Source organism: Auraticoccus monumenti (assembly GCF_900101785.1).
GTDB classification, from domain to species: domain Bacteria; phylum Actinomycetota; class Actinomycetes; order Propionibacteriales; family Propionibacteriaceae; genus Auraticoccus; species Auraticoccus monumenti.
The window spans coordinates 3,677,520-3,700,673 of the sequence record NZ_LT629688.1; the positions used below are offsets into that span (position 1 = coordinate 3,677,520).

The 23,154-nt window shown below is 74.0% G+C and carries 18 protein-coding genes; 7 read left to right on the forward strand and 11 right to left on the reverse strand.

Annotation, left to right across the window (positions count from 1 at the left end; all coding sequences use genetic code 11):
• From BLT52_RS17035 to BLT52_RS17045, 3 genes are all read right to left on the reverse strand, one after another.
• Positions 1-1,452 (reverse strand): aminotransferase class III-fold pyridoxal phosphate-dependent enzyme, encoded by a 1,452-nt coding sequence (locus BLT52_RS17035; RefSeq protein WP_197679087.1) that lies wholly within the window; start codon positions 1,450-1,452, stop codon positions 1-3.
• On the reverse strand, positions 1,449-3,002 hold the full coding sequence (locus BLT52_RS17040) for an aldehyde dehydrogenase family protein (protein ID WP_090595202.1): 1,554 nt from the start codon (positions 3,000-3,002) through the stop codon (positions 1,449-1,451). Before BLT52_RS17040 ends, BLT52_RS17035 begins: the two co-directional genes overlap by 4 nt.
• A 1,067-nt stretch (positions 3,003-4,069) precedes the next feature.
• Positions 4,070-4,585, reverse strand: coding sequence for a flavin reductase family protein (locus tag BLT52_RS17045; RefSeq protein WP_090596999.1), 516 nt, complete (start codon positions 4,583-4,585; stop codon positions 4,070-4,072).
• A gap of 543 nt (positions 4,586-5,128) precedes the next feature.
• Between BLT52_RS17045 and BLT52_RS17050 the strand changes: the two genes are divergently transcribed.
• Positions 5,129-5,962 carry an undecaprenyl-diphosphate phosphatase gene (locus BLT52_RS17050; RefSeq protein WP_090595204.1) on the forward strand — a complete coding sequence of 278 codons (834 nt, stop codon included), beginning with the start codon at positions 5,129-5,131 and terminating at the stop codon, positions 5,960-5,962.
• Positions 5,963-6,117: 155 nt separating this feature from the next.
• Here BLT52_RS17050 and BLT52_RS17055 read toward each other — a convergent pair whose 3' ends face one another.
• Positions 6,118-7,158 (reverse strand): LLM class F420-dependent oxidoreductase, encoded by a 1,041-nt coding sequence (locus tag BLT52_RS17055; RefSeq protein ID WP_090595205.1) that lies wholly within the window; start codon positions 7,156-7,158, stop codon positions 6,118-6,120.
• Positions 7,159-7,221: 63 nt separating this feature from the next.
• On the opposite strand from BLT52_RS17055, the gene BLT52_RS17060 reads away from it, so the two are divergent.
• Entirely contained in the window at positions 7,222-8,187 is a 966-nt protein-coding gene (locus tag BLT52_RS17060; protein WP_090595207.1) for an aldo/keto reductase, read from the forward strand.
• A gap of 55 nt (positions 8,188-8,242) precedes the next feature.
• Here BLT52_RS17060 and BLT52_RS17065 read toward each other — a convergent pair whose 3' ends face one another.
• The 6 genes from BLT52_RS17065 to BLT52_RS17090 all read right to left on the reverse strand — a co-directional run bounded on the left by BLT52_RS17065 (position 8,243) and on the right by BLT52_RS17090 (position 14,420).
• Positions 8,243-8,470 (reverse strand): DUF5703 family protein, encoded by a 228-nt coding sequence (locus BLT52_RS17065; RefSeq protein ID WP_172804072.1) that lies wholly within the window; start codon positions 8,468-8,470, stop codon positions 8,243-8,245.
• A gap of 67 nt (positions 8,471-8,537) precedes the next feature.
• Positions 8,538-9,992: a glycoside hydrolase family 43 protein gene (locus BLT52_RS17070; protein ID WP_090595208.1), complete on the reverse strand. Its 1,455-nt coding sequence runs from the start codon at positions 9,990-9,992 to the stop codon at positions 8,538-8,540.
• A 214-nt stretch (positions 9,993-10,206) separates the two neighbouring features.
• The gene (locus BLT52_RS17075) at positions 10,207-10,869 is read right to left on the reverse strand and encodes a LutC/YkgG family protein (protein WP_090595210.1); all 663 of its coding nucleotides are present in this window, start codon (positions 10,867-10,869) and stop codon (positions 10,207-10,209) included.
• Positions 10,866-12,329: a LutB/LldF family L-lactate oxidation iron-sulfur protein gene (locus BLT52_RS17080; RefSeq protein WP_090597003.1), complete on the reverse strand. Its 1,464-nt coding sequence runs from the start codon at positions 12,327-12,329 to the stop codon at positions 10,866-10,868. The genes BLT52_RS17075 and BLT52_RS17080 overlap by 4 nt, the downstream gene beginning before the upstream one ends.
• A 17-nt stretch (positions 12,330-12,346) precedes the next feature.
• Positions 12,347-13,198: a (Fe-S)-binding protein gene (locus BLT52_RS17085; RefSeq protein ID WP_456236370.1), complete on the reverse strand. Its 852-nt coding sequence runs from the start codon at positions 13,196-13,198 to the stop codon at positions 12,347-12,349.
• An 88-nt stretch (positions 13,199-13,286) separates the two neighbouring features.
• Positions 13,287-14,420 carry a hypothetical protein gene (locus tag BLT52_RS17090; protein ID WP_090595213.1) on the reverse strand — a complete coding sequence of 378 codons (1,134 nt, stop codon included), beginning with the start codon at positions 14,418-14,420 and terminating at the stop codon, positions 13,287-13,289.
• An 89-nt stretch (positions 14,421-14,509) separates the two neighbouring features.
• On the opposite strand from BLT52_RS17090, the gene BLT52_RS17095 reads away from it, so the two are divergent.
• Both BLT52_RS17095 and BLT52_RS17100 read left to right on the forward strand, forming a co-directional pair.
• Positions 14,510-15,331: an NAD-dependent epimerase/dehydratase family protein gene (locus tag BLT52_RS17095; protein WP_090595214.1), complete on the forward strand. Its 822-nt coding sequence runs from the start codon at positions 14,510-14,512 to the stop codon at positions 15,329-15,331.
• A gap of 66 nt (positions 15,332-15,397) precedes the next feature.
• Complete coding sequence (locus tag BLT52_RS17100) at positions 15,398-16,912, forward strand: aldehyde dehydrogenase (NADP(+)) (RefSeq protein ID WP_090597005.1); 1,515 nt, start codon at positions 15,398-15,400, stop codon at positions 16,910-16,912.
• A 347-nt stretch (positions 16,913-17,259) separates the two neighbouring features.
• Here the strand turns inward: BLT52_RS17100 and BLT52_RS17105 are convergent, their stop codons facing one another.
• A complete protein-coding gene (locus BLT52_RS17105; protein ID WP_197679088.1) occupies positions 17,260-18,276 on the reverse strand; it encodes a LacI family DNA-binding transcriptional regulator in 1,017 nt (338 codons plus the stop codon).
• A 151-nt stretch (positions 18,277-18,427) separates the two neighbouring features.
• Here BLT52_RS17105 and rhaI point away from each other — a divergent pair, with 151 nt between their 5' ends.
• From rhaI to BLT52_RS17120, 3 genes are read left to right on the forward strand one after another with little or no spacing between them, the layout of a single operon-like run.
• Positions 18,428-19,594 (forward strand): L-rhamnose isomerase, encoded by a 1,167-nt coding sequence (gene rhaI, locus BLT52_RS17110; protein WP_090595216.1) that lies wholly within the window; start codon positions 18,428-18,430, stop codon positions 19,592-19,594.
• A 48-nt stretch (positions 19,595-19,642) separates the two neighbouring features.
• Positions 19,643-21,679 (forward strand): bifunctional aldolase/short-chain dehydrogenase, encoded by a 2,037-nt coding sequence (locus tag BLT52_RS17115; protein WP_090595218.1) that lies wholly within the window; start codon positions 19,643-19,645, stop codon positions 21,677-21,679.
• 20 nt (positions 21,680-21,699) lie between these two features.
• Positions 21,700-23,127 carry a rhamnulokinase gene (locus tag BLT52_RS17120; protein ID WP_090595219.1) on the forward strand — a complete coding sequence of 476 codons (1,428 nt, stop codon included), beginning with the start codon at positions 21,700-21,702 and terminating at the stop codon, positions 23,125-23,127.
• Positions 23,128-23,154: the final 27 nt, after the last annotated feature.

Genomic DNA, 23,154 nt, shown 5'->3' on the forward strand with positions numbered 1-23,154 from the left:
TCAGGCCACCGTGGCGAGGGCCTCGCCCAGGATCCGCAGGGCGGTCTCCACCTCGTCGGCGGTGACGACCAGCGGCGGTGACATCCGGACCACGTCCTCCCCCGCCTCCAGCACCAGCAGGCCGCGCTCGAAGCAGGCGTGCTGCAGGGCCTCGGCCCGGGCGCCGCTGGAGAGCTGGACGCCGATCATCAGACCCACGCCGCGGACGTCCACGAGCAGGTCGGGGTGGCGCTGCCGGAGCTCCCGCAGCCCGGCCAGCACCTGGTCGCCACGCTCGGTGGCCGCGGCCAGCAGCCCCTCCTCCTCGATCACCGCGCAGGTGGCCAGGGCCGCCGCGCAGGGGATCGGGCTGCCGCCGTAGGTGGAGCCGTGGGTGCCCGCACCCCAGGCCTCCATCAGCTCCGCCCGGGCCATGAAGGCCCCCAGCGGGAGCCCGGAGGCCAGCCCCTTGGCGCTGATCAGGACGTCGGGCTGGACGCCGGTGTGCTCGATGGCCCACATCCGCCCGGTCCGGCCCATCCCGCACTGCACCTCGTCGGCCACCAGCAGGATGCCGTGCTCGTCGCACAGGTCGCGGAGCCGCTGCATCCAGCCCGCCGCCGGGACGATGTAGCCACCCTCTCCCTGGATCGGCTCGACGAAGACCGCCGCCACCTCGCGGGGGTCGACGTCGTGGCGGAACATCCGCTCCAGCGCCTCGAAGGTCGCCTCGTCCGGCTCACCGGCGGCCACCCTGGCCGGGTCGGCGTAGGGGACGTGGTGGACGTCGGGTACCAGCGGGCCGAAGCCGGCGTGGTACTTGGCCTTGGAGGAGGTCAGGCTGAGGGCGCCGTAGGTGCGGCCGTGGAAGGCACCGTAGAAGCTGACCACGTGGCTGCGACCGGTCGCCTTCCGGACCAGCTTGAGCGCCCCCTCGACGGCCTCCGCGCCGGAGTTGGTGAGGAAGACCCGGACCGGGCCCTCGATCGGGGCCAGGTCGGCCAGCACCCGGGCGGTCTCTGAGTAGATGGGCAGGAAGAAGTCGCTGGCGGAGTAGTGCAGCAGCTCCCCGGCCTGACGCTGCACGGCGTCACGGACCCGGGGGTGGGCGTGGCCGGTGGAGTTGACCGCGATGCCGGCGTTGAAGTCCAGGAAGAGGTTGCCGTCGACGTCCTCGAGCACGCTGCCGTGGCCGCGCCGGGGGGCGAAGGGGTAGGCGCGGGGCAGCGACGGGCTGGTGACCGCCTGGTCGCGGGCCACCACCTCGCGGGTGCGCGGGCCGGGCAGGGACGTCCGCAGGTCCGGCACCGGGCGACCGTCGAGCCAGTCCGGGGTGGGCGCGGCGAGCGGGGTGGTGGTCAGGGTCATCGGGGCGCCTTCCGTGCTCTCGGTCGTCGTGGTGGTCGTGGCGGTGTCGGTGGTCGTGGCGGTGTCGGTGGTCGTGGCGGTGTCGGTGGTCGTGGAGGTGGTCACCGCTGGACCACCGTCTGGGACTGCTCGCGCATGAACAGGCCGAGGTAGTAGCGCCCGCCGCCGGCCTTGCCCGAGGAGCCGGAGCCCTTCCAGCCGCCGAAGGGCTGGATACCGGGCCAGGCGCCGGTGGTGGCCCCGGCCGGCCGGTTGACGTAGACGACGCCGGCCTCGATCCGACGGAGGAACTCCTCCACCTCGTCGTCGTCGCCGGAGAAGAACCCGGCGGTCAGCCCGAAGACCGTGTCGTTGGCCAGCCCGATCGCCTCGTCCAGGGAGGACACCGGCACCACGGCCACGAAGGGCAGGAAGAGCTCGGTGCCGAGCAGCGGGTCGTCGGCGGGCAGCCCGGTGACCACGGTGGGGGCGACGTAGTGACCGGGCAGGGCGTCGCCGGTCAGCACGTCCCCGCCGGCCACCACCGCACCGCGCCGCCGGGCCTGGGCGACGGCGTCGCGGAAGCGCTCCACGGCGGCGGCGTCGATCACCGGGCCGAGGTAGGTGGTCCGCTCCAGCGGGTCCCCCACCGCGACGGCGCCGGCGCGCTCGACCAGCCGGGTGACGAAGTCGTCGTGCACGCGGGCGTCGACGTAGACCCGGGAGCAGGCCGAGCACTTCTGCCCGGAGAAGCCGAAGGCCGAGCGGGAGACGCCGTCGGCGGCGGCGTCGAGGTCGGCCGAGGCGGTGACGACGGTGGGGTTCTTGCCACCCATCTCCGCGATCACCGGGCGCGGCCAGGAGGAGCCGCCGGCGCGCAGCACCTGCATGCCGGCCTCGTAGGAGCCGGTGAAGGTGAGACCGGCGACGTCGGGCGAGGCGACCAGGGCACGTCCGGCCTCGTCACCGCCGGGGACCAGCTGGAGGACGCCCTCGGGGAGTCCCGCCCCGGTGAGGACCTGGTGCAGCCGCCAGGCGGTGGCGCTGCCCTGCAGGCTCGGCTTCACCACCACGGTGTTGCCGGCCACCAGTGCGGCGGCGGTGGGCCCGGCGGCGAGGGCGGCGGGGAAGTTGAAGGGGCTGATCACGCCCCAGACGCCGTGCGGCTTGAGCACGCTGCGGGTCTGCTCGCGCTCGGACAGGGTGTCCATGGCGACCTCGTAGCCCTGGTTCTCCGCCATCACGTCGCTGTAGTAGCGGAAGAAGACCGCCGACTCCTCGACGTCACCCAGGGCCTCCAGGCGGTTCTTGCCGACCTCGACGGTCATCAGGGCGGCCAGCTCGTCGGAGGCCTCGCTGATCGCGTCGGCGCACCGGCGGAGGACCTCCAGCCGCTCCTGCCACGGGGTGGCGGCCCAGGCCGGGAACGCCGCCTTCGCCGCGGCCACCGCGCGGTCGACCGCCGCGGGCGAGGCGGGACGGACCCGGCACACCACCACGGAGGGGTCGGCCGGGCTGCGGACCTCGACGGCCTCGCCGGCCTCGTCGTCACCGGGCGCGGCGACGTCGAAGCCGAGCTGCTCCCGGACCCGGGCCGCGCCGGTCTCGTAGGCGGTGTGCAGCTCCTCGTTGTCGGCGCTCAGCGTCGCGTACGTGACGCGGAAGCTCGTGGTCACCGGTGACTCCTCCCCTACCTCGACGGTTGGATGATCCACTGTCGAGATGCGCTGTGACGAGGAAAGTTCTCGTCAGATCCATTCTGCGCCGCACTCTATCGCGACCGGACGTCCTGCGGGAGGTTCGCGCGCAGCGTGCGGCTGGTCATCGCGACCGCCGTGGCGGCTGGGGAGGCGCCACCCCACGGGGCGAGTGGGCACACCTGTCGGAGCGAGTGGCCGCGAGTGGTCGCCTCCCCCGTCGGCGTGACGGCACCTCGCGGCGACTGGCCACGGGAGTCCCGGCGACGTGGCGGCCACGTCGTCGCGGGCGCCCGGTCGTTGGCATCGCCCGGTCCGCCACGTCGGAGCGAGTGGCCACGAGTGGTCGCCTCCCCCGTCGGCGTGACGGCATGTCGCGGCGACTGGCCACGAGAGTCCCCGGCCATCTGTCCACCTGTCGTCACGTGACGACCGGGCACGCCCTGAGCCGGCCGGGGACGTCGGATCCAGGGAAGGCCCGCCACATCGGGGGCGACTGGCCATGAGTGGTCGCCTTCCTGGACGCAATCGCAGCACCATGCGGCGACTCGCCGCACCGTGTCGCGACGGCAGCCTCGCGAGGTCGTGGGCGAGGACCCATCCCCCTGAAGCGAGTAGCCACGGTCGGTCGATGTGACGGACGCCGTCACAGCATCCTGCGGCGACTCGCCACGACGAGTCCCGACGGGGAATCTCGCGAGGTCGTGGGCGGCGTCCCATCCCTCCGAGCGAGTGGCCGCGAGTGGTCGCCTACCCCGTCGGTGTGACGGCATGTCGCGGCGACTGGCCACGAGAGTCCCCGGTGGGTACCTCGTCGTCAGGGGAGCTGGCCGCGAGGCGCTCCCAGCGGCCTGGCGGCACGTGGTGGCGTGGGTATCTGGGGGCGCCGAGCCGGGGCGTCGCACTCGCCAGCCCAGCACGTCGGGGCGAGTGGCCATGAGTGGTCGTCTGCTCCGCCGGTGTCACGACACCTTGCGGCGACTCGCCGGACTGAGTCCAGGCGACGGGCGGCGCGCGTCGGCGAGAGGAGGTCGCAGACGGGTGGGTCAGCCGGCGGAGTAGCGGCCGCGGGTGTGGACGAGGGTGGAGCGGTCGGCGTCGAGCTCGACGGTCTCGACCACGGCGCGGACCAGCAGGGACCAGCCGACGTGGACCTCCGGACCATCGAGGACCCTCACGCCCAGCCAGCCCTGGGCGCCGAGCAGTCGCGGGCCGTGCGGGCCCTGCTCCCAGTCGCCGGTGCGGAACGGGCCGCCGGGTGAGGGGGCGACCCGGGCGAAGGCGTCGGCCACCGCGCGCTGGCCGGCGTCCAGCACGTTGACCACCAGCGCCGTCCCGGGGTCGAGCTCGGCGGCCAGGTCGCTGTCGGGGTCGAGCAGACCCAGCACCTCACCGGGTTCACCGTCGGCGACCAGCACCGAGCTGAGGGTCCAGCCCTCCCGGGCGGCCCCGGCGCCCGTGGTCCAGACGGTGACCGCCTGGGGCAGCCGTCCCCGCAGCCGCCGCAGCGGGCTCCGCTCGGAGTCCGGCGTGGCGAAGGGGTGCTCGGAGTGGATGGTCACCCGGCCAGTGTGCCCGTCCAGCAGCACGGGCAACGGTTCGCTCCGCGGAGGTCCACGTGGCCCGCCGGACCGGCCTCCCGCGTCAGGTCCTGGTCGGCCGCGGTGTGCGTTCGCGCTGCAGGGAGCGGCCGGGTCGGGTCTCGTCCACGACCGAGAGCCGACAGCGACCTGGCCGTCGGGTTCGACCACGGGCGTCAGTGCTGCACCGACATCGGTGCGAGATCGACGCCGGCGACGGCCGCGGGCCACCCCGCACCGTGGCGGTCGTCCACCCCGGCTCGGTGGCGGGGTCGACCCGGCTCCGCGCGAGCGGCTCAGCACCACCTCGACCACCAGGGCACCCTCGACGCCAACCACCAGTCCCTCAGCGGCGCGGGCGCCAGCACGTGTCCCCGTCGCGGCGCCCTGGGTCGCCGCCACCCACGACCCCGGGCCGACTCGCGCTCCACGCACCACGACCGCGGTCGCTCGGCGTGGGCCCGCCGTGGCCCTACTGTGGTCCGCGGCCCGAGCCCCGGGCGGTCACGGACACGGAGGACACGAATGAGCTGGTGGGACGCCCTGATCCTGGGGATCGTGCAGGGGTTGACGGAGTTCCTGCCGATCTCCTCCAGCGCCCACCAGTCAATCGTCGGCCAGCTGCTGATCGGCGAGGACCCGGGGTCGGCCTTCACCGCCATCACCCAGCTGGGCACCGAGGCCGCGGTCCTGGTCTACTTCGCCCGCGACATCGGCCGCATCATCAGCCGCTGGGTGGGGTCCCTGCGCGGCACGGTCCCCCGGAACGACCCCGACGCCCGGATGGGCTGGCTGGTCATCATCGGCACCATCCCGATCGTGGTGCTGGGGCTGCTGTTCCAGGACGCCATCGACCACGCCCTGCGCAACCTGTGGGTGACGGTGGCCATGCTGGCCGGGTTCGGCGTGGTGATCGGGGTCGCCGACCGGCTGGCCCGCAACATCAAGCCGCTGGAGCAGCTCAGCTGGCGCGACGGCGTGCTGATGGGGTTCGCCCAGTGCCTGGCCCTGATCCCCGGCGTGTCGAGGTCCGGGGCCACCATCGCCGCCGGGCTGGCCCTGGGCTACAAGCGGGAGGCGGCGGCCCGCTACTCCTTCCTGCTGGCCGTGCCGGCGGTGGTCGGTTCGGGGCTGTACAAGCTGACCGACGTCGCCGCCGACCCCGCTCCGGTGGCGTGGGGGCCGATCGCGCTGGCCACGGTGATCTCGTTCGTCGTCGGCTACGCGGTGATCTCCTGGCTGCTGCGCTACATCAGCACCCACACGTTCACGCCGTTCGTGATCTACCGGCTCGTGCTGGCGGCCGTGGTGGCCGTGCTGCTCCTGACCGGCGCCCTGGACCCCCTCCCCACCGGCTGATCGCTGGCACCTCGCCCGCCTCCGGACGCCCCCGGACGCGACCGCTCCCGAGCAGAGCCCGGCTCGCGCCGTACCGTCGCGTCCCCCGGGGCCCGGGCTGGCCAGCGACGTCCGGGGCCAGCTGGTCCCCGCTCGACTGGTGCAGGGGTCAGAGCTCAGAGGGCGGCGTGGGCCTCGGCCAGCACGGTGAGGGCGTCGCAGCGCGCGTCGAGGTCGCGGGCGAAGGGGGTGACGGTGGCGGTGGTCACCCCGGAGTCGCGGAGGGCGGCCAGCCGGTCGGTGAGCCGGGCCCGGTCCCCCAGCAGCGAGGTGGCGTCGACGAACTCCGCCGGCACCGCCGCCGCGGCCTCGCGGTGGCGCCGGTCCAGGTACAGGTCCTGCACCAGGGCGGCCTCCTCGCCGTAGCCCATCCGCACCGCCAGCTGGTTGTAGAAGTTCTGCTCCCGGCTGCCCATCCCGCCGAGGTAGAGGGCGGCGTAGCCCCGCACCGGGTCCACGCAGGAGGCCACGTCGTCCCCCACCACCAGCGGGAAGGTGGGCACCACGTCGAAGCCGTCCATGCCGAGCCCCACCGACTCCCGTCCGGCCGCGATCTCGGCCAGCTGCTCCGCGGCGTGCTCGGCGGTGTAGAAGACCGCCAGCCAGCCGTCGGCCCGCTCCCCGGCCAGCCGCAGGTTCTTCGGCCCGACCGCGGCCAGGTACACCGGCACGTGCTCGCTGACCGGGCGCATCATCAGCCTCAGCGCCTTGCCCGGCCCGTCGGGCAGCGGCAGCTGGTGGTGACGTCCCTCGTAGCGGACGGTCCCACCGGCGAGCGCCGTGGTGACGACGTCGAGGTACTCCCGGGTCCGCTCCAGCGGGCGGGCGAAGCGCACCCCGTGCCAGCCCTCGGAGACCTGCGGACCGGAGACCCCCAGACCGAGCCGGAACCGGCCACCGCTGAGGACGTCCAGGCTGGCGGCGGTCATCGCGGTCATCGCCGGCGTCCGCCCGGGGATCTGCATCACCGCCGCACCGAGGTCGATCCGGGTGGTCTGACCGGCCAGCCAGGCCAGCACGGTCGGGGAGTCCGACCCGTAGGCCTCCGCCGCCCAGACCACGTCGAAGCCCAGCTCCTCGGCGTGCCGGGTCAGCCGCAGCTGTCCCGCCGGGTCGTCGGCGGCCACCATGTACCCGAGGTTCAGTCCGAGACGCATGGCGCCAACCTAGCCATCTCGCGCGGCCGGCCCCCTTCCACGCCGACGCTAGGGTCGGACCCCATGCGGCGACGACAGGTGGGCACGAGCGGGCTGGAGGTCTCACGGATGGGTCTGGGCACCCTCACCTGGGGCCGGGACGTCTCCCCCGAGACCGCCACCGAGCTGATGACCGCCTTCCTCGACGCCGGCGGCACCATGGTCGACACCGCGGCCGCCTACGGCTCGGGCGCGGTGGAGTCCATGATCGGCTCGATGCTGGACCGGGTGGTGGCCCGCGACGACCTGGTGATCGCCACCAAGGCCGGGTTCGGGGTGCGTGACGGCGAGCGGGTGGTCGACACCTCCCGCCGGGCCATGCTGCGGGACCTGGACGCCTCGCTGCGTCGGCTGGGGACCGACCACATCGACCTGTGGCAGGTGCACGCCTGGGGTCACGCCCCGCTGGAGGAGACGCTCGCGGCGTGCGACCAGGCGGTCAGCTCCGGCCGGGTCGGCTACGTCGGCATCTCCAACTACGTGGGCTGGCAGACCGCCCAGGCCGCCACCTGGCAGCTGGCCGTGCCGGGCCGGGCCAAGGTGGTGAGCACCCAGGTGGAGTACTCGCTGCTGGCGCGCCGGGCCGAGATCGAGGTGCTGCCGGCGGTCCGCGCCTTCGGGATGGGCTGCTTCCCCTGGTCACCGCTGGGCCGCGGCGTGCTCACCGGCAAGTACCGGACCGGGACCCCGCGGGACTCCCGGGGCGCCTCGGACCACTTCGCCTGGTTCGTCGAGCCCTACCTCGAGCCGCGCTCGCGGGCCGTGGTGGAGGCCGTGGCCAAGGCCGCCGACGGCCTGGACCTGACCCCGCTGCAGGTGGCGCTGGCCTGGGTGCGCGACGCCCCCTCGGTCACCGCCCCGCTGCTGGGCGCGCGCACGGTCAGCCAGCTCCGGGCCTGCCTGTCGGTGGAGGACGTCGAGCTGCCGTCGGAGATCGTCCGGGCCCTGGACGACGTCAGCGGCGGGGCCCTGCCGGCCCGCGACGTCTGACCACGCCCTACCGGCCCACCACACCCGACGGCACCCCTGCCCCGACGCCGGTGGCTCAGTCGAGGTCGGCGGCCAAGGGCCAGCCGTCGTCGCGACGTCGCACCCGGATGATCTTGCGACGCATCCACGCCTCCCGGGTGCCGTCGCGGTAGCGCCGCAGCCGGCTGAGCTCCCACCCGCCGTACTCGGCCTGGTCGGTCAGCAGCCGCCGGACCGCGGTGCGGGACAGGTCGCGGTCGAGCCGGACCCGGCGGACCTCGTACTCCACTGCCTGCACGGACATGGCGTGCAGGTTACCCCGGCACCCCACGCGCACGGTGGCCGTCCCGTCGCGACCGGGGCGCCGCCGCTCAGATCCCGACGCCGGCCGACGTGGTGCCGTCGGGGGCGAGGGCGGCGAAGGTGGTGCGAAGACCGCCGGCGTCGGCGCTCCACTGGCGGGCCAGCACCGCCTGGTGCCGCCCGTCGGCCAGGTCCAGCACGGCCCGGGAGCGACCAGCCGGACGCCACCGGCCCTGCAGCCCGCCGCTGACCCGGCCGTCGCGGTGCAGCTCGACCTCGACCGGGGTGGCCACCTCGGGGGTGATGGGCTTGCGGTGGTGGACCACCTGGTAGCGCCCGGGTACGTCGCTGCCGCGCACCGGGCGGGGGTCACTGCGGCCGTCGTAGGGCAGCGGGAGGACCAGCGGCCACCCGTCGGCGGTGATCGCCATCGGGTGGGTGCGCAGCTCGTGCCGCTCCCCCTGTCCCGGGAAGCGGGTGTGGAAGACCAGGAAGGGCTCGCCGGTGTTGGGGTCGAGCTCGGCGGAGACCCCACCCGGGGAGACGTAGCCGTGCCCGGGACCACCGGTCGGGGTGCGGAACTGGTGGTTGCCCAGCAGCTTGACCCCGTGCGGGGCGATCGAGACGTCGTCGAACAGCGGCAGGTCCGGGTCGGCGGCGACGGTGGACATGTCGGTGCCCTCTGCGTCGAGCCAGGGCCCGCTCAGCCGGCGGGCGCGGGCGACCCGCACGTTGTAGCCACCGTCGGCGTCCAGGCCGCCGAAGGTGACGAAGAGGTAGTACCAGCCGGTGCCCGGGTGGTGCAGCACCGCCGGGCCCTCGATCCGGGCGTGGTTGCCGCCCATCAGGTGCTGGCCGTAGCCCTGCCCCGGACGGGGACGCCCGCTGGCGGGGTCCAGCTCGAGCAGGAAGATGCCGCCGGAGAACGAGCCGTAGACCATCCAGGGCACGCCCTCGGCGTCGGTGACCAGGTCGGCGTCGATGACGTTGGGGTGCACCCGGGCGTCGTAGGGGGTGCCGTCCTCACTGGTCGGGTCCTCCTCGCCCTGCCCCATCCCCGAGCGCAGCAGCAGACCGGCGTCGCGGTAGGGCCCGGTGACGGAGTCGGCCAGGGCCAGACCCAGCGCCGAGCGGGGCGAGGTGCCCTCGCACGCGCAGTAGTAGCAGGCCCACCGGCCGTCGGCGAGCCGGGTGACCCCCGGCGCCCACAGCGTCTCGGCCCGGGCCCACTCCAGCGCCTCGGCGAGCTCGGCGGGCCCGTCCTCGAACAGCGGGCTGGCGGCCAGACCGTCACCGGCCAGCTGCTCCCAGACCAGCAGGTCGTCGGTGCGGGCGAAGGCCGCGTGGGAGCCGAAGACGTAGGACCACCGCCCGGAGCGGACCAGGTCCGGGTCGTGCACCGAGGCGCTCCGCCAGGTCGGGGGTGGTGGCGTGCGGTCCCGCGCCACCGCCGTGCTGCCGGGGGCGGCGACCGCGGCGACACCTCCGGCGAGCAGGGTGCGACGGGTGATGGACGGGGTCATGGGGGGCTCCTCCCGGAGCAGCGTCGTCGCTGCCTCCCGGGCACCATAAGCAGGTCATTTCATCGATGTAAAGAGGTGCCCGCGGGTCGTCTCCGGCTGCTGGGACCTCCCCCGCGACGTCGGTCGCGTCGTCTCGTGACCGACGGAGAGGGGGCGCGCGAGCTCGGCCGGGCCCGTCACCCGGCTCGGGCGGACGCGGGACCGGGACCCGCGGTCAGGCGACGACGACCACGTCCAGCAGGCGGGGGCCGTGGACGCCCTCGACGCGGTCCAGCTCGATGTCGCTGGTCGCGCTGGGACCGCTGATCCAGGTCAGCGGGCGGGTGGTGTTCAGCCGGGTCAGGGCCTCCCCCACCCCGTGCACCACGTCGTCGACGGCGACGACGCAGACGTGGTGGTCGGGCACCAGGCTGATCGCGCGGCGTCCCTGGTCGGGGCTGGCGTCCAGCACGATGCTGCCGGTCAGCGCGACCGCCACCGCCGAGCCGGTCACCACCGCGTCGGCCTCGTCGAGCTGGGTGACGCCGAGCGCCGGCTCGTCGACCACCCACTCCACCCCGGCGCTGCGCCAGGCCTGGTCCAGACCGGGTGGGACGACCACGCGCCGGGCGCCTCGCTCGGCCAGCAGCGCGGCCACGGTGGCGCCGACCTCGCCGGCCCCGCAGCGGCGCACCCCGGCCTTGTAGTCCAGCAGCCGGTCCACCAGCAGCTCGACCAGGGCCTCGGTGTCGAAGGAGGCAGCCGTCGCCGCCTCCGGAGCACGGTAGGCGCGGTCGATCTCCTCGTAGGGCCAGGGCTCGGGGGCGGCGGCGGCGTGGGCCTGACGGACCCGGGCCAGCACCTCCTCGCGGGCGGTGCCTGCGTCGCGGGTGGTCACTGGTCCTCCTGCCCGCGCCACCAGTCGCGGAAGGTCTGCGTTGGCGGGGCCGGGATGTCGCGGGCGCTGGTCCAGCCGCCGATCACCGGTCCGGGGATCGCGCCGATGGTGCCGCGCCTCGTGCGCAGCAGACGTCCGAGCCGGCCGGCCCGGGCGGCGGCCGCCCAGCGCCTCGGGTGACCCATCACCCACGACATCACCGTCATCACCACCGACTCGACGCTGGGGACGCGGGACCCCCGCCGGTGCTCCTCGACGTGCTCGGCGCGCAGGTGCACCAGCATGCTGGGGATGTCGATCTTGACCGGGCAGGCGTCGTAGCAGGCCCCGCAGAGGGAGGAGGCGAAGGGCAGCGAGGCGTTGTCCTCCACCCCGGTGAGCTGGGGGGAGAGCACGGCGCCGATGGGCCCGGGGTAGACCGACCCGTAGGCGTGCCCGCCGGTGCGCTCGTAGACCGGGCAGACGTTGAGGCAGGCGCTGCAGCGGATGCAGTTGAGGGCGTCGCGGCCGTGCTCGTCGGCCAGGACCCGGGTGCGGCCGTTGTCCAGCAGCACCAGGTGGAACTCCTGGGGCCCGTCGCCGGGGGTGACGCCGGTCCACATCGAGGTGTAGGGGTTCATCCGCTCACCGGTGGAGGAGCGCGGCAGCAGCTGCAGGAAGACCTCGAGGTCCTGGGCCCGCGGCACGATCTTCTCGATGCCCATCACGGTGATCAGGGTCTGCGGCAGGGTCAGGCACATCCGCCCGTTGCCCTCGGACTCCACCACGCTGAGGGTCCCGGTCTCGGCGACGGCGAAGTTGGCCCCGCTGACCGCTACCCGGGCGGAGAGGAACTTGCGACGCAGGTGCCGACGTGCCGCCGCGGCCAGGGCGGCCGGGTCGTCGGTGAGGTCGGGAGGCACGTCGCCCATCTCGCGCAGGAAGATCTCGCGGATCTCGGTGCGGTTGCGGTGGATGGCCGGGACCAGGATGTGGGAGGGCTTGTCGTGCCCCAGCTGGACGATCAGCTCGGCCAGGTCGGTCTCCACCGCGGCGATGCCCTCGGCCTCGAGGTGCTCGTTGAGCCCGATCTCCTGGGTGGCCATCGACTTCACCTTGACCACCTCGTCCGCGCCGGTGGCCCGGACCAGCCGGGTGACGATCTCGTTGGCCTCCTGGGCGTCGCGCGCCCAGTGCACGGTGCCGCCGCGGGCGGTCACCGCCTCCTCCAGCTGGACCAGGTACCGGTCCAGGTGGGCCATGGTGTGCGACTTCAGCTGACGGCCGGCCTCGCGGAGCTCCTCCCAGTGCGGCAGCTCCCCCACCACGGCGGCGCGCTTGCCGCGGATGGTGGTGGTGGCGTGGGCGATGTTGCGACGCAGCTGGGCGTTGCCCAGGGCCGAGCGGGCGGCGTCGGGGAAGGACTCGTCACCGCGCAGGTTGCCGGTGCCCCTCGGCGAGGGCGGCGGCAGCGTCGGCATGCCCAGCAGCACGGTGCTCACGAGGCACCCCCGGCGCGCGGCGGGGCGCTGACCACCGGCGGGTCGGCGGTGACCGAGCCGGCGGTGACGTCGGGCTGGAACGGCGCCTCGGCGGTGGAGGCGAGGATCTGGGCCAGGTGGATGGTGCGGGCCGCGGCCCGGGCACGGGTCATCCCGCCGCCGATGTGCATCAGGCAGGAGGAGTCGCCCGCCGTGCAGAACTCCGCGCCGGTGTCGGCCACGGCGCGCATCTTGTCGGTCAGCATGGCGGTGGAGGTGTCGGCGTTCTTCACCGCGAAGGTGCCGCCGAACCCGCAGCACTGGTCCGCGCCGGGCAGCTCCACCAGGTCGATGGCCTGGACGGCGCGGAGCAGCTGCAGCGGCTTGTCCCCCACCCGCAGCATCCGCAGCGAGTGGCAGGTGGGGTGGTAGGTGACCCGGTGCGGGAAGTGGGCGCCGACGTCGGTCACGCCCAGCACGTCGACCAGCAGCTCAGACAGCTCGTAGGTGTGCTCGGCCGCCCGGCGGGTCTGCTGCTGCAGCCCCCGGCTGCCGAAGCGGTCGGCCACCAGGGCGTGCTGGTGGCGCACCGACCCCACGCAGGAGCCGGACGGGGCCACCACCAGGTCGGCGTCGGCGTAGAGGTCGGCGAAGCGCTGCACCATCGGCAGGGCCTCGCGCTGGTAGCCGGTGTTGACGTGCATCTGCCCGCAGCAGGCCTGGTCGGCGTCGAAGACGACCTCGTGGCCCAGCCGTCGCAGCAGGGTCGTCGTGGCCCGTCCCACGTCGGGGAACATGGCGTCGGCGAGGCAGGTGATGAACAGGGCGATCCGCACCGGCGTCGTCACCTCCTCTGCTCGGGCCCGCACCGCGGGCGTCCTCGGAGCCTAGCCGAGGACGGTCGTTGAAACGACTCAACCCACCCCTGAGGACGTCCTCCACGCACCACCGGGGAGGTCACCGCAGGCTCTGCACCAGCGCCGCCACCTCGTCCAGCTGGGCCGCCGAGCACAGCCCCAGGTGGTAGAGGTGGACGCTCGACGCACCCGCCTCGGCCGCCCGCGCCACCTGCTCGGCCAGCGGCGGTGCGCCCGGCTCGATGTAGGTCAGGTAGGCGCCGACCGGTGCCCCGTCCGAGGCCTCGACCAGGGTGCGCACCTGCGTCTCGATCTTGTCCAGCGACCCCCAGGCCGCCGCGAAGGGCGCCGTGCCGGCCGGCAGCCCCCGCAGCGCGGGCCCCACCGGGGCGAACGGTCCGCTGGCGTGGACGTCGGGGCTGGCGGGCAGGTGCACCTCGACCGACGGCGGGAGCACCTCGGCGACGGCCGCGGCCATCCCCCCGACCGCCCGCTCCTGGCCGGCGGCCAGGAGGTCCGTCCGCTCCGCACCCAGCACCCCGGCCAGGTCCGCGTCCGGATGTCCCGCCGCGCCGCCGGGCTGCATCGCCTCCCGCACCGCCGCGGCCAGGTCGTCGTCGGCGTCGGTCCCTCGGGCCTCGCGGCAGCAGGGGGCGAAGCAGGTCGAGAGCAGGCTCCGCTCCAGCGCGGAGTAGGACATCGTCTTGTCGTGCAGCCCGCCGTGCTCGAAGCCCAGGTGGCCCACGGCCTCCAGCACGTAGCCGTCCAGCTGGTGGCCCGCGGACAGCTCCGAGACCAGCGCGGCGGCCAGCGCCAGGGTGTCGGGGTGGCTGGTGCACAGCGCCCAGGGGTAGGTCTCGCCGAAGGCGTTGACCACGGTGTGGTCGGGGTGGCGGCCGCCGAGCTCGGAGGAGTGGCTGAGCACCGTCCACGCCAGGGCCGGCACGCCGGCTCCCTGCAGCAGGGCCACCGTCTCGCCGAAGGCGTCGGCGGACTCGGTCCAGCCCGCCGGGCGTGGCACCAGGGTGCCGAAGCGGGACGGGTCGACGGGGCGGTAGAAGGCGGCGTGGGATGCCACCTTGGTCCGCTGCCGCGGGTGGGTCGAGGTGGCGGCCCGGACCGCGTGGTAGGCCCCGGCCACCGCGACGGCGTCGAGGCCGAGGCCCAGCACCCGGTCGCGGCGCCAGGGGTCCTCGGTCAGGTCCCAGGGGTAGGTGTAGCCGATGACGCGCATGGGGCCAGCCTCTCACTCCGCGGTGACGGTCCCGGGCCCCAGGTCGGCCCGCGTTAGGCTCGCCACCCGACCCTCAGGAGGAACCCGCGATGAACGACCTGGTCCTGATCACCGGCGCCGCCGGCCGTCTGGGGGGCTTCGCCACCTCGGCCCTGGCCGCCGCGGGCTACCGGCTGCGGCTGCTCGACCTGCGTGAGCCCGAGGTGGTCCCCGAGGGCGCCGAGGTGCTGGTCGGCTCGGTCACCGACGCCGCGCTGATGGCCCGGGCCACCGAGGGTGCCACCGCCCTGCTGCACTACGGCGGGCACCCGCGCGAGCGCACCTGGGAGCAGATCCTCGAGGTCAACATCGACGGCACCCGCACGGTGCTGGAGGCGGCGCGCCACTCCGGGGTGGCCAAGGTCTACCTGGCCTCCAGCAACCACGCCGCCGGCTTCCAGACCCGGGACCGGGCCCCCGAGGGCGGGCTGCCGCCGGACTGCACCGCCCTGGCCGACAGCTACTACGGGGTCTCGAAGGTGACGACGGAGGCGCTCGGCGCGGTGTACCACCACCGCTTCGGCATCGACGTCCTCGCGGTGCGGATCGGCAGCTGCGACGAGCACCCCGCCGACGAGCGGTCGCTGAGCACCTGGTTGTCCCGGGCCGACCACGACGCGATGATCCTGGCCTGGCTGGGCGACCCGACCCCCGCGTACCGGATCGTCTGGGGCATCTCGGACAACCGGCGCGGCTGGTTCGACCTCTCCGGGACGTCCATCCCCGGCTACGAGCCGACCGGGGACTCCGAGCGCGACCTCCCCGACCTGGTCCGCCAGTTCCCCCCGCGGGAGACCCCCTCCACCGACCCCGTCCTGAACCGTCTGGGAGGCTCGTTCACGACGGTAGAGCTCGGGGAGTTCATGCCCTGACGCCCGGAGCGCCGGCCCGCGCCGGCGCCCGCACCACCCGCAGTCGATCCACAGGAGATGCAGACGATGACCACGATCACCGCCACGAACCCCTACACCGGGGCCGCCCTCGAGTCGGTGGCCGAGGAGACGAGCCCCGAGGAGGTGGCGGCCGTCGTCGCCGAGGCCGCGGCCACCGCCTCCTGGCTGTCCGAGCTGCCGCGCAGCGAGCGGGCCGCCCTGCTCGAGGCGATCGCCGACGCCCTGGAGGGGGCTCGGGAGCAGATCGTCGAGACCGCCGACTCCGAGACCGGTCTGGGCGCCACCCGGCTGAACGGCGAGCTCACCCGCACGGTGTTCCAGTTCCGCTTCTTCGCCTCGGTGATCACCGAGGGCAGCTACCTCGAGGTCACCCTCGACCCGGCTGGCGACACCCCGATGGGCCCCCGCCCGGACCTCCGCCGGATGCTCGTCGCCACCGGCGTCGTGGCCGTCTTCGGGGCCAGCAACTTCCCGCTGGCCTTCTCCGTCCCCGGTGGCGACACGGCCAGTGCGCTGGCCGCTGGCTGCCCCGTGGTGGTGAAGGCCCACCCGTCCCACCCCGGCACCAGCGTGCTGTGCTTCCAGCTGATGCGTGACGCCGCCGTCGCCGCCGGCGCCCCGGCCGGGGTGCTCGGCCTGGTGCACGGCCAGGCGGCCGGGGTGGCCCTGGTCAAGGCCCCGGAGGTGACGGCCGTCGGCTTCACCGGCTCCACCGGTGCCGGCAAGGCCCTGATGGAGGCCATCGCCGAGCGCGACGCCCCGATCCCGTTCTACGGCGAGCTGAGCAGCATCAACCCCGTCGTGGTCACCCGCGCCGCCGCCGCCGAGCGCGCCCAGGAGCTCGGCGAGGGCCTCGCCACCTCGGTCACCGGCTCGGCCGGCCAGCTGTGCACCAAGCCCGGCCTGGTGCTGGTGCCCAGCGGCGCCGAGGGCGACGCCGTGGTCACGGCGATGGGTCAGGCGATGGGCCGGACCAGCACCGTCCCGCTGCTGAACGAGCGGATCCGCGACTCCTACCGCAGCCTCACCGAGGAGTACGCCCAGACCCCGGGCGTGGAGCAGGTCGCGCGCGGGGAGGCCGAGGGCGAGGGCTTCGGCGTCGGGGTGGCGCTCTTCCAGGCCCCCGCCGACGAGCTCTCCCCCGACGACATCGCCGAGATCTTCGGCCCAGCCTCGCTGGTGGTGCGCTGGGACTCCCCCGAGCAGCTGGACGGGGTGCTGGGCGCGGTTGAGGACTCCCTGACCGCCACCGTCCAGACCGGGTCCGGCGAGGGCGCGGAGCTGAGCGGCCTGACCCGCACCCTGCAGGCGCACGCCGGCCGGATCCTGTTCAACGCCTACCCCACCGGGGTGGCGGTCAGCTGGGCCCAGAACCACGGGGGCCCCTGGCCGGCCACCAACTCCCAGCACACCTCCGTCGGGGCCACCGCGATCCGTCGCTGGCTGCGTCCGGTGGTCTTCCAGAACGCGCCCGAGGCGGTGCTGCCGCCGGAGCTGCGTGACGACGCCACCGACATCCCGCGTCGCGTCGACGGGCAGCTGGTGCTGCCGCAGGGCTGAGCCACCACCCGGGCCCGACCGCGCCGCCGCGGGGACGCACGACGTCCTCGCGGCGTGGCGTGCGTCGGGGCCGGGACTGACGGGCTCCTGACTGACCGCTCGACCGGTCCGGCACGCACAACCGGTCGCTCAGCGCACGTCTCTCGACCTGTGTCGAGAGCCGTCTGCTGAGGGACCGGTTCTGCTCACGGCGGCTGGGTGCCCGCCGTCGGCCCCACCTGCCTCGGTTCGCGGGCGGCGGGCACAACCGGTCGCTCAGCGAACGTCTCTCGACCGTGAAGCGGAGGCGTCAGCTGAGCGACCGGTTCTGCTCCTGGAGGCGGGCTCGCCCACCCAGCGACCCGGACCTAGACGCCCTTGGTGCTGGACTCCCGCACCACCAGCTCGGGCTGGAAGACGTGGTGGGTGGCCGGCGTCCCGGGAGCGGCGGCCACCCGCTCGAGCAGCAGCTCCACGGCGGTCCGACCGAGCAGCTCCTTGGGCTGGCGGATCGAGCTCAGCGGGACCACGGTGGCGCTGGCGAAGTCGATGTCGTCGTAGCCCACCAGCGCGATCGAGCCGGGCTGGCGGGTGCCGCCCATCAGCGTCAGGGCCTGCAGGCAGCCGACCGCGAGCAGGTCGTTGGCGGCGAAGACGGCGTCGGGGGCGTCCTCGCCCCGCCGCGCCGCCAGCTCCTGCCCGACCGAGCGCCCCTCGAGCACGGTCAGCGAGGGGGTGCGGACCACCTCCAGGGTGGCGCCGGGGACGGCGGCGACCGCCCGGCGCGCCCCCTCGGTGCGCTCGGCCACCTGCCGGATCTCCGCCGGCCCGGCGATCATCGTGATCCGTCGTCTCCCCTGCTCCAGCAGGTGGGCGACGGCCATCTCACCGCCGGCGGTGTCGTCCACCGACACCGAGGCGAAGCGGGGGTCGTCGGTGGGGTTGCCGACCAGCACCACGGGCACACCGCGGCGGTGCAACCGGTCCAGCAGCTCGTCGTCGGTGTGGATCGGTGAGAAGAGCACGCCCTGGACCCGCTGCTCCTCGAAGAGGTCGAGGTAGGCGTTCTCCTTGGCCCGGTCGTGGTCGCTGGTGCCCAGCAGCACGTTGAACCCGGCCGCGGAGGAGGCGTGCTGGGCACCGCGGGCGACGTCGGTGAAGAAGGGGTTCGAGACGTCGAGGACGATGAAGCCGATGCTGCGGCTGGTCCCGGCACGCAGCTGGCGGGCGGCGTCGTTGCGGACGTAGCCGAGGGCGTCGATGGCCTCGTGGACGCGCTCGAGGGTCAGCGGGGAGACCTTGGCCGGGGCGTTCAGCACGTTGGAGACCGTCCCGACCGACACGCCGGCCCGGGCCGCGACCTCACGGATGCTGACCGTGGCCACTGTTCCTCCTGGCTGGGTTGGACGACTCGCGGAGCGTAGCCCACGAAGCTCGGGCCGTCTCTGGCACGCCTCTGCCCGACGCCTCTTGTTGAATCGTTTCACGATCGGTTACCGTGGGCGCAGCCACCGCCGCCGACCCCGGGAGCCACCGATGCCGACCTTCGACCAGATCACCGACGTCCTGAGCCGCCAGGCCATCGAGCTCCCCTCCTGGGCCTTCGGGAACTCCGGCACCCGGTTCAAGGTCTTCGGCACCCCCGGCACCCCGCGCACGGTGCAGGAGAAGATCGCCGACGCGGCCACCGTGCACCGCTTCACCGGGCTGGCCCCCAGCGTGGCCCTGCACATCCCCTGGGACGCCGTGGACGACTACGCCGCGCTGCGCCGCCACGCCGAGGACCTGGGCGTCTCGCTGGGGACGATCAACTCCAACACCTTCCAGGACGACGTCTACAAGTTCGGCAGCCTCACCCACACCGACGCCGCGGTCCGCCAGCAGGCGATCGACCACCACCTGACCTGCGTCGACGTGATGGACGCGACCGGCTCCCAGGACCTCAAGATCTGGCTCGCCGACGGCACCAACTACCCCGGCCAGGGCGACCTGCGCGGACGCCAGGACCGGCTGGCCGAGAGCCTCGCGGCGATCTACGACCGGCTCGGCCCGGAGCAGCGACTGGTGCTGGAGTACAAGTTCTTCGAGCCCGCCTTCTACGCCACCGACGTCCCGGACTGGGGCACCTCCTACGCCCAGGTCAACGCGCTCGGCGACCGGGCGATGGTCTGCCTGGACACCGGCCACCACGCCCCCGGCACCAACATCGAGTTCATCGTGATGCAGCTGCTGCGGCTGGGGAAGCTCGGTTCCTTCGACTTCAACTCCCGCTTCTACGCCGACGACGACCTGATCGTCGGGGCGGCCGACCCCTTCCAGCTCTTCCGCATCCTGGTCGAGGTGGTGCGCGGCGGGGCGCTCGAGCCCGACTCGCCGGTGGCCTTCATGCTCGACCAGTGCCACAACGTCGAGGCCAAGATCCCCGGCCAGATCCGCTCGGTGCTGAACGTGCAGGAGGCCACCGCGAAGGCGCTGCTGGTCGACACCGAGGCGCTCACCGCCGCCCAGGAGGCCGGTGACGTGCTGGGGGCCAACGGCATCGTGATGGACGCCTTCTGGACCGACGTGCGCGCCGACCTCGCCGACTGGCGCGGGTCCCGCGGGCTGGACGGGAACCCGATGGCCGCCTTCGCCGCGTCGGGCTACCAGCAGCAGATCGAGAGCGAGCGCGTCGGCGGCCAGCAGGCCGGCTGGGGCGCCTGAGCCGACGACGACCACCTCCCCACCGACCACGCGACGCAGGAGACCCCGATGACCAACGCCACCGTCCAGAGCCTGATCGAGCGCTCCAACCGCCTCGGCGCGGACCCCCGCAACACCAACTACGCCGGGGGCAACACCTCCGCCCAGGGCACCGAGACCGACCCGGTCACCGGCGCCGACGTCGAGCTGCTCTGGGTCAAGGGCTCCGGCGGCGACCTCGGCACGCTGCAGGAGAAGGGGCTGGCCGTGCTCCGGCTGGACCGCCTCCGCGCCCTGGTCGACGTCTACCCCGGCGTCGAGCGCGAGGACGAGATGGTGGCGGCCTTCGACTACTGCCTGCACGGCCGCGGAGGGGCGGCCCCCTCGATCGACACCGCGATGCACGCCCTGGTCGACGCCGCGCACGTGGACCACCTGCACCCCGACGCCGGGATCGCCATCGCCACCGCGGCCGACGGCGAGGCGCTGACCCGGACGATCTGGGGCGAGCGGGTGGTGTGGGTGCCCTGGCGACGTCCGGGCTTCCAGCTCGGGCTCGACATCGCCGAGATCCAGCGCGCCAACCCGCAGGCCGTCGGCTGCATCCTCGGCGGGCACGGCATCACCGCCTGGGGCGCGACCTCGGAGGAGGCGGAGGCGAACTCGCTGGAGATCATCCGCGCCGCCACCGAGCACATCGAGACGCACGCGAAGGCCGAGCCCTTCGGCGCCCCCCTGGACGGCTACGGCGCGCTCCCCGAGGCCGCCCGGCACGCCCGCGCGGCGGCGATCGCCCCGCTGGTCCGCGGGCTGGCCTCCACCGACAAGCCGATGGTCGGCCACTACACCGACTCCGACGTCGTGCTGGACTTCCTGGCCTCCAGCGAGCACCCGCGGCTGGCCGCGCTGGGGACGTCCTGCCCGGACCACTTCCTGCGCACCAAGGTCAAGCCGATGGTGCTCGACCTGCCCGCCGACGCCCCGCTGGAGCAGGTGAAGGACCGGCTGCGCGAGCTGCACACGGAGTACCGCGCGGACTACCAGGCCTACTACGACAGGCACGCCGACGCCGACTCCCCCGCCATCCGCGGTGCGGACCCGCTGATCGTGCTGGTGCCCGGCGTCGGCATGTTCAGCTACGGCAAGGACAAGCAGACCGCCCGGGTGGCCGGTGAGTTCTACGTCAACGCCATCAACGTGATGCGGGGCGCGGAGGGCCTGTCCAGCTACGCCCCGATCGAGGAGAGCGAGAAGTTCCGGATCGAGTACTGGGCGCTGGAGGAGGCCAAGCTGCAGCGGATGCCGAAGCCGAAGCCGCTGGCCACCCGCGTCGCGCTGGTCACCGGAGCCGCCTCCGGGATCGGCAAGGCCATCGCCACCCGGCTCGCCGCCGAGGGCGCCTGCGTGGTGATCGCGGACCTGTCGCTGGAGAAGGCGCAGGCCGCGGCCGCGGAGCTGGGCGGCACCGACGTCGCCGTGGGCGTGGCCGCCGACGTCTCCGACGAGGACGCCGTGCAGGCCATGGTGGACGCGGCCGTGCTCGCCTTCGGCGGGGTGGATCTGGTGGTCAACAACGCCGGCCTGTCGCTGTCCAAGTCGCTGCTGGAGACCACCGCGGCGGACTGGGACCTGCAGCACGACGTGATGGCCAAGGGCTCCTTCCTGGTGTCCAAGGCCACTGCGCGGGTGCTGATCGACCAGCAGCTGGGCGGGGACATCCTCTACATCTCCAGCAAGAACTCCGTCTTCGCCGGACCCAACAACATCGCCTACTCCGCCACCAAGGCCGACCAGGCCCACCAGGTCCGGCTGCTGGCTGCCGAGCTCGGCGAGCACGGGGTCCGGGTCAACGGGATCAACCCCGACGGCGTCGTCCGCGGCTCGGGCATCTTCGCCTCCGGCTGGGGCGCGAACCGGGCGAAGACCTACGGCGTCGAGGAGCAGGACCTGGGCAAGTTCTACGCCCAGCGCACCATCCTCAAGCGCGAGGTCCTGCCCGAGCACGTGGCCAACGCCGCCTTCGCGCTGTGCACCTCGGACTTCAGCCACACCACCGGGCTGCACGTCCCCGTCGACGCCGGCGTGGCCGCCGCGTTCCTGCGCTGACCGGGCTGATCGGGACCGACATGGCAGACGACACCGCGACCCTGCTCGCCGTCGACCTGGGCGCCACCAGCGGCCGGGTGATGGCGGGCCGGGTCGGCCGCGGCACCCTGGAGCTGGAGCAGCTCAGCCGCTTCACCAACGAGGCGGTCCGGACTCCCGACGGGCTGCAGACCGACCTGCTCTCGCTGCACGCCGGGATCACCGCCGGGTTGTCGGAGGCGGGCCGGCGCGGCCTGGCGCCGAGCAGCATCGGGGTGGACTCGTGGGCGGTGGACTACGGGCTGCTCCGCGGCGGACGTCTGCTGGCCCAGCCGATGCACTACCGCGACGAGCGCTGCGAGCGGGGCATGGAGCGCGTCCACCGCAGCGTCCCCTTCGCCGAGCTGTACGCCCAGAACGGGCTGCAGCTGCTGCCCTTCAACACCCTCTACCAGCTGGCCGCCGAGCAGGACGAGGGGCTGCTGGACGTCGCGGACCGGATGCTGATGGTGCCGGACCTGGTGGCGCACTGGCTCGGGGCCGACCCGGTGCACGAGGCCACCAACGCCTCCACCACCGGGCTGCTGACCCTCGACGCCCCGCCGGTGTGGAACGAGACGCTGATCCGGCGCCTCGGCTACCCCCGGTCGTTGTTCGGCGACGTCGTGCAGCCGGGCACCCGCATCGGCACCCTGTCCCCCGCGGTGGCAGGGCGGACCGGTCTGCCGGCCAGCACTGCGCTGGTGGCGGTGGGTTCCCACGACACCGCCTCGGCGGTGGTGGCGGTGCCGATGACCATCGGTCGGGCCGCCTGGGTCTCCTGCGGCACCTGGGGTCTGGTCGGGCTGGAGCTGACGGCCCCGGTGGCCACCGACGAGGCCCGCGACGCCGGCTTCACCAACGAGCTCGGGGTCGACGGCACCACCCGCTTCCTGCACAACGTGATGGGGCTCTGGGTGCTCTCCTCGGCGCTGCGGGAGTGGTACCCGGACGGCGGGACGGCGGAGCTGCCTCGGCTGCTGGAGCAGGCGGCGGGTCGCACCGGCGCGGTGCCCACCTTCGACGTCGACGACGCCTCGCTGATGGCCCCCGGGGCGATGACCCCCCGGGTGGCGGCGTTGCTGCGGGCCCAGGGGGACCCGGTGCCCGAGCAGCCCGTGGACTGGGTGGCCAGCATCGTGGACAGCCTCGCGCTGGCCATGGCGCAGGCGGTGCGGACTGCCTGCCGGCTGGCCGACCAGGACGTCGAGGTGGTGCACGTGGTGGGCGGCGGGGCCCTGAACACCCTGCTCTGCCAGCGGCTGGCCGACCACGCCGGGCTCCCCGTCCTGGCCGGGCCGGTCGAGGCCACCGCCATCGGCAACCTGCTGGTGCAGGCCCGCACCGCCGGCGTCCTGCAGGGCGACCTCGCCGCGCTCCGCGCGCTGGTGGCCGCCACCCACCCGCCGACCCGGCTGGTCCCCCGCTGACCCTGGACGTCCCCGCCGGCCCGCGGG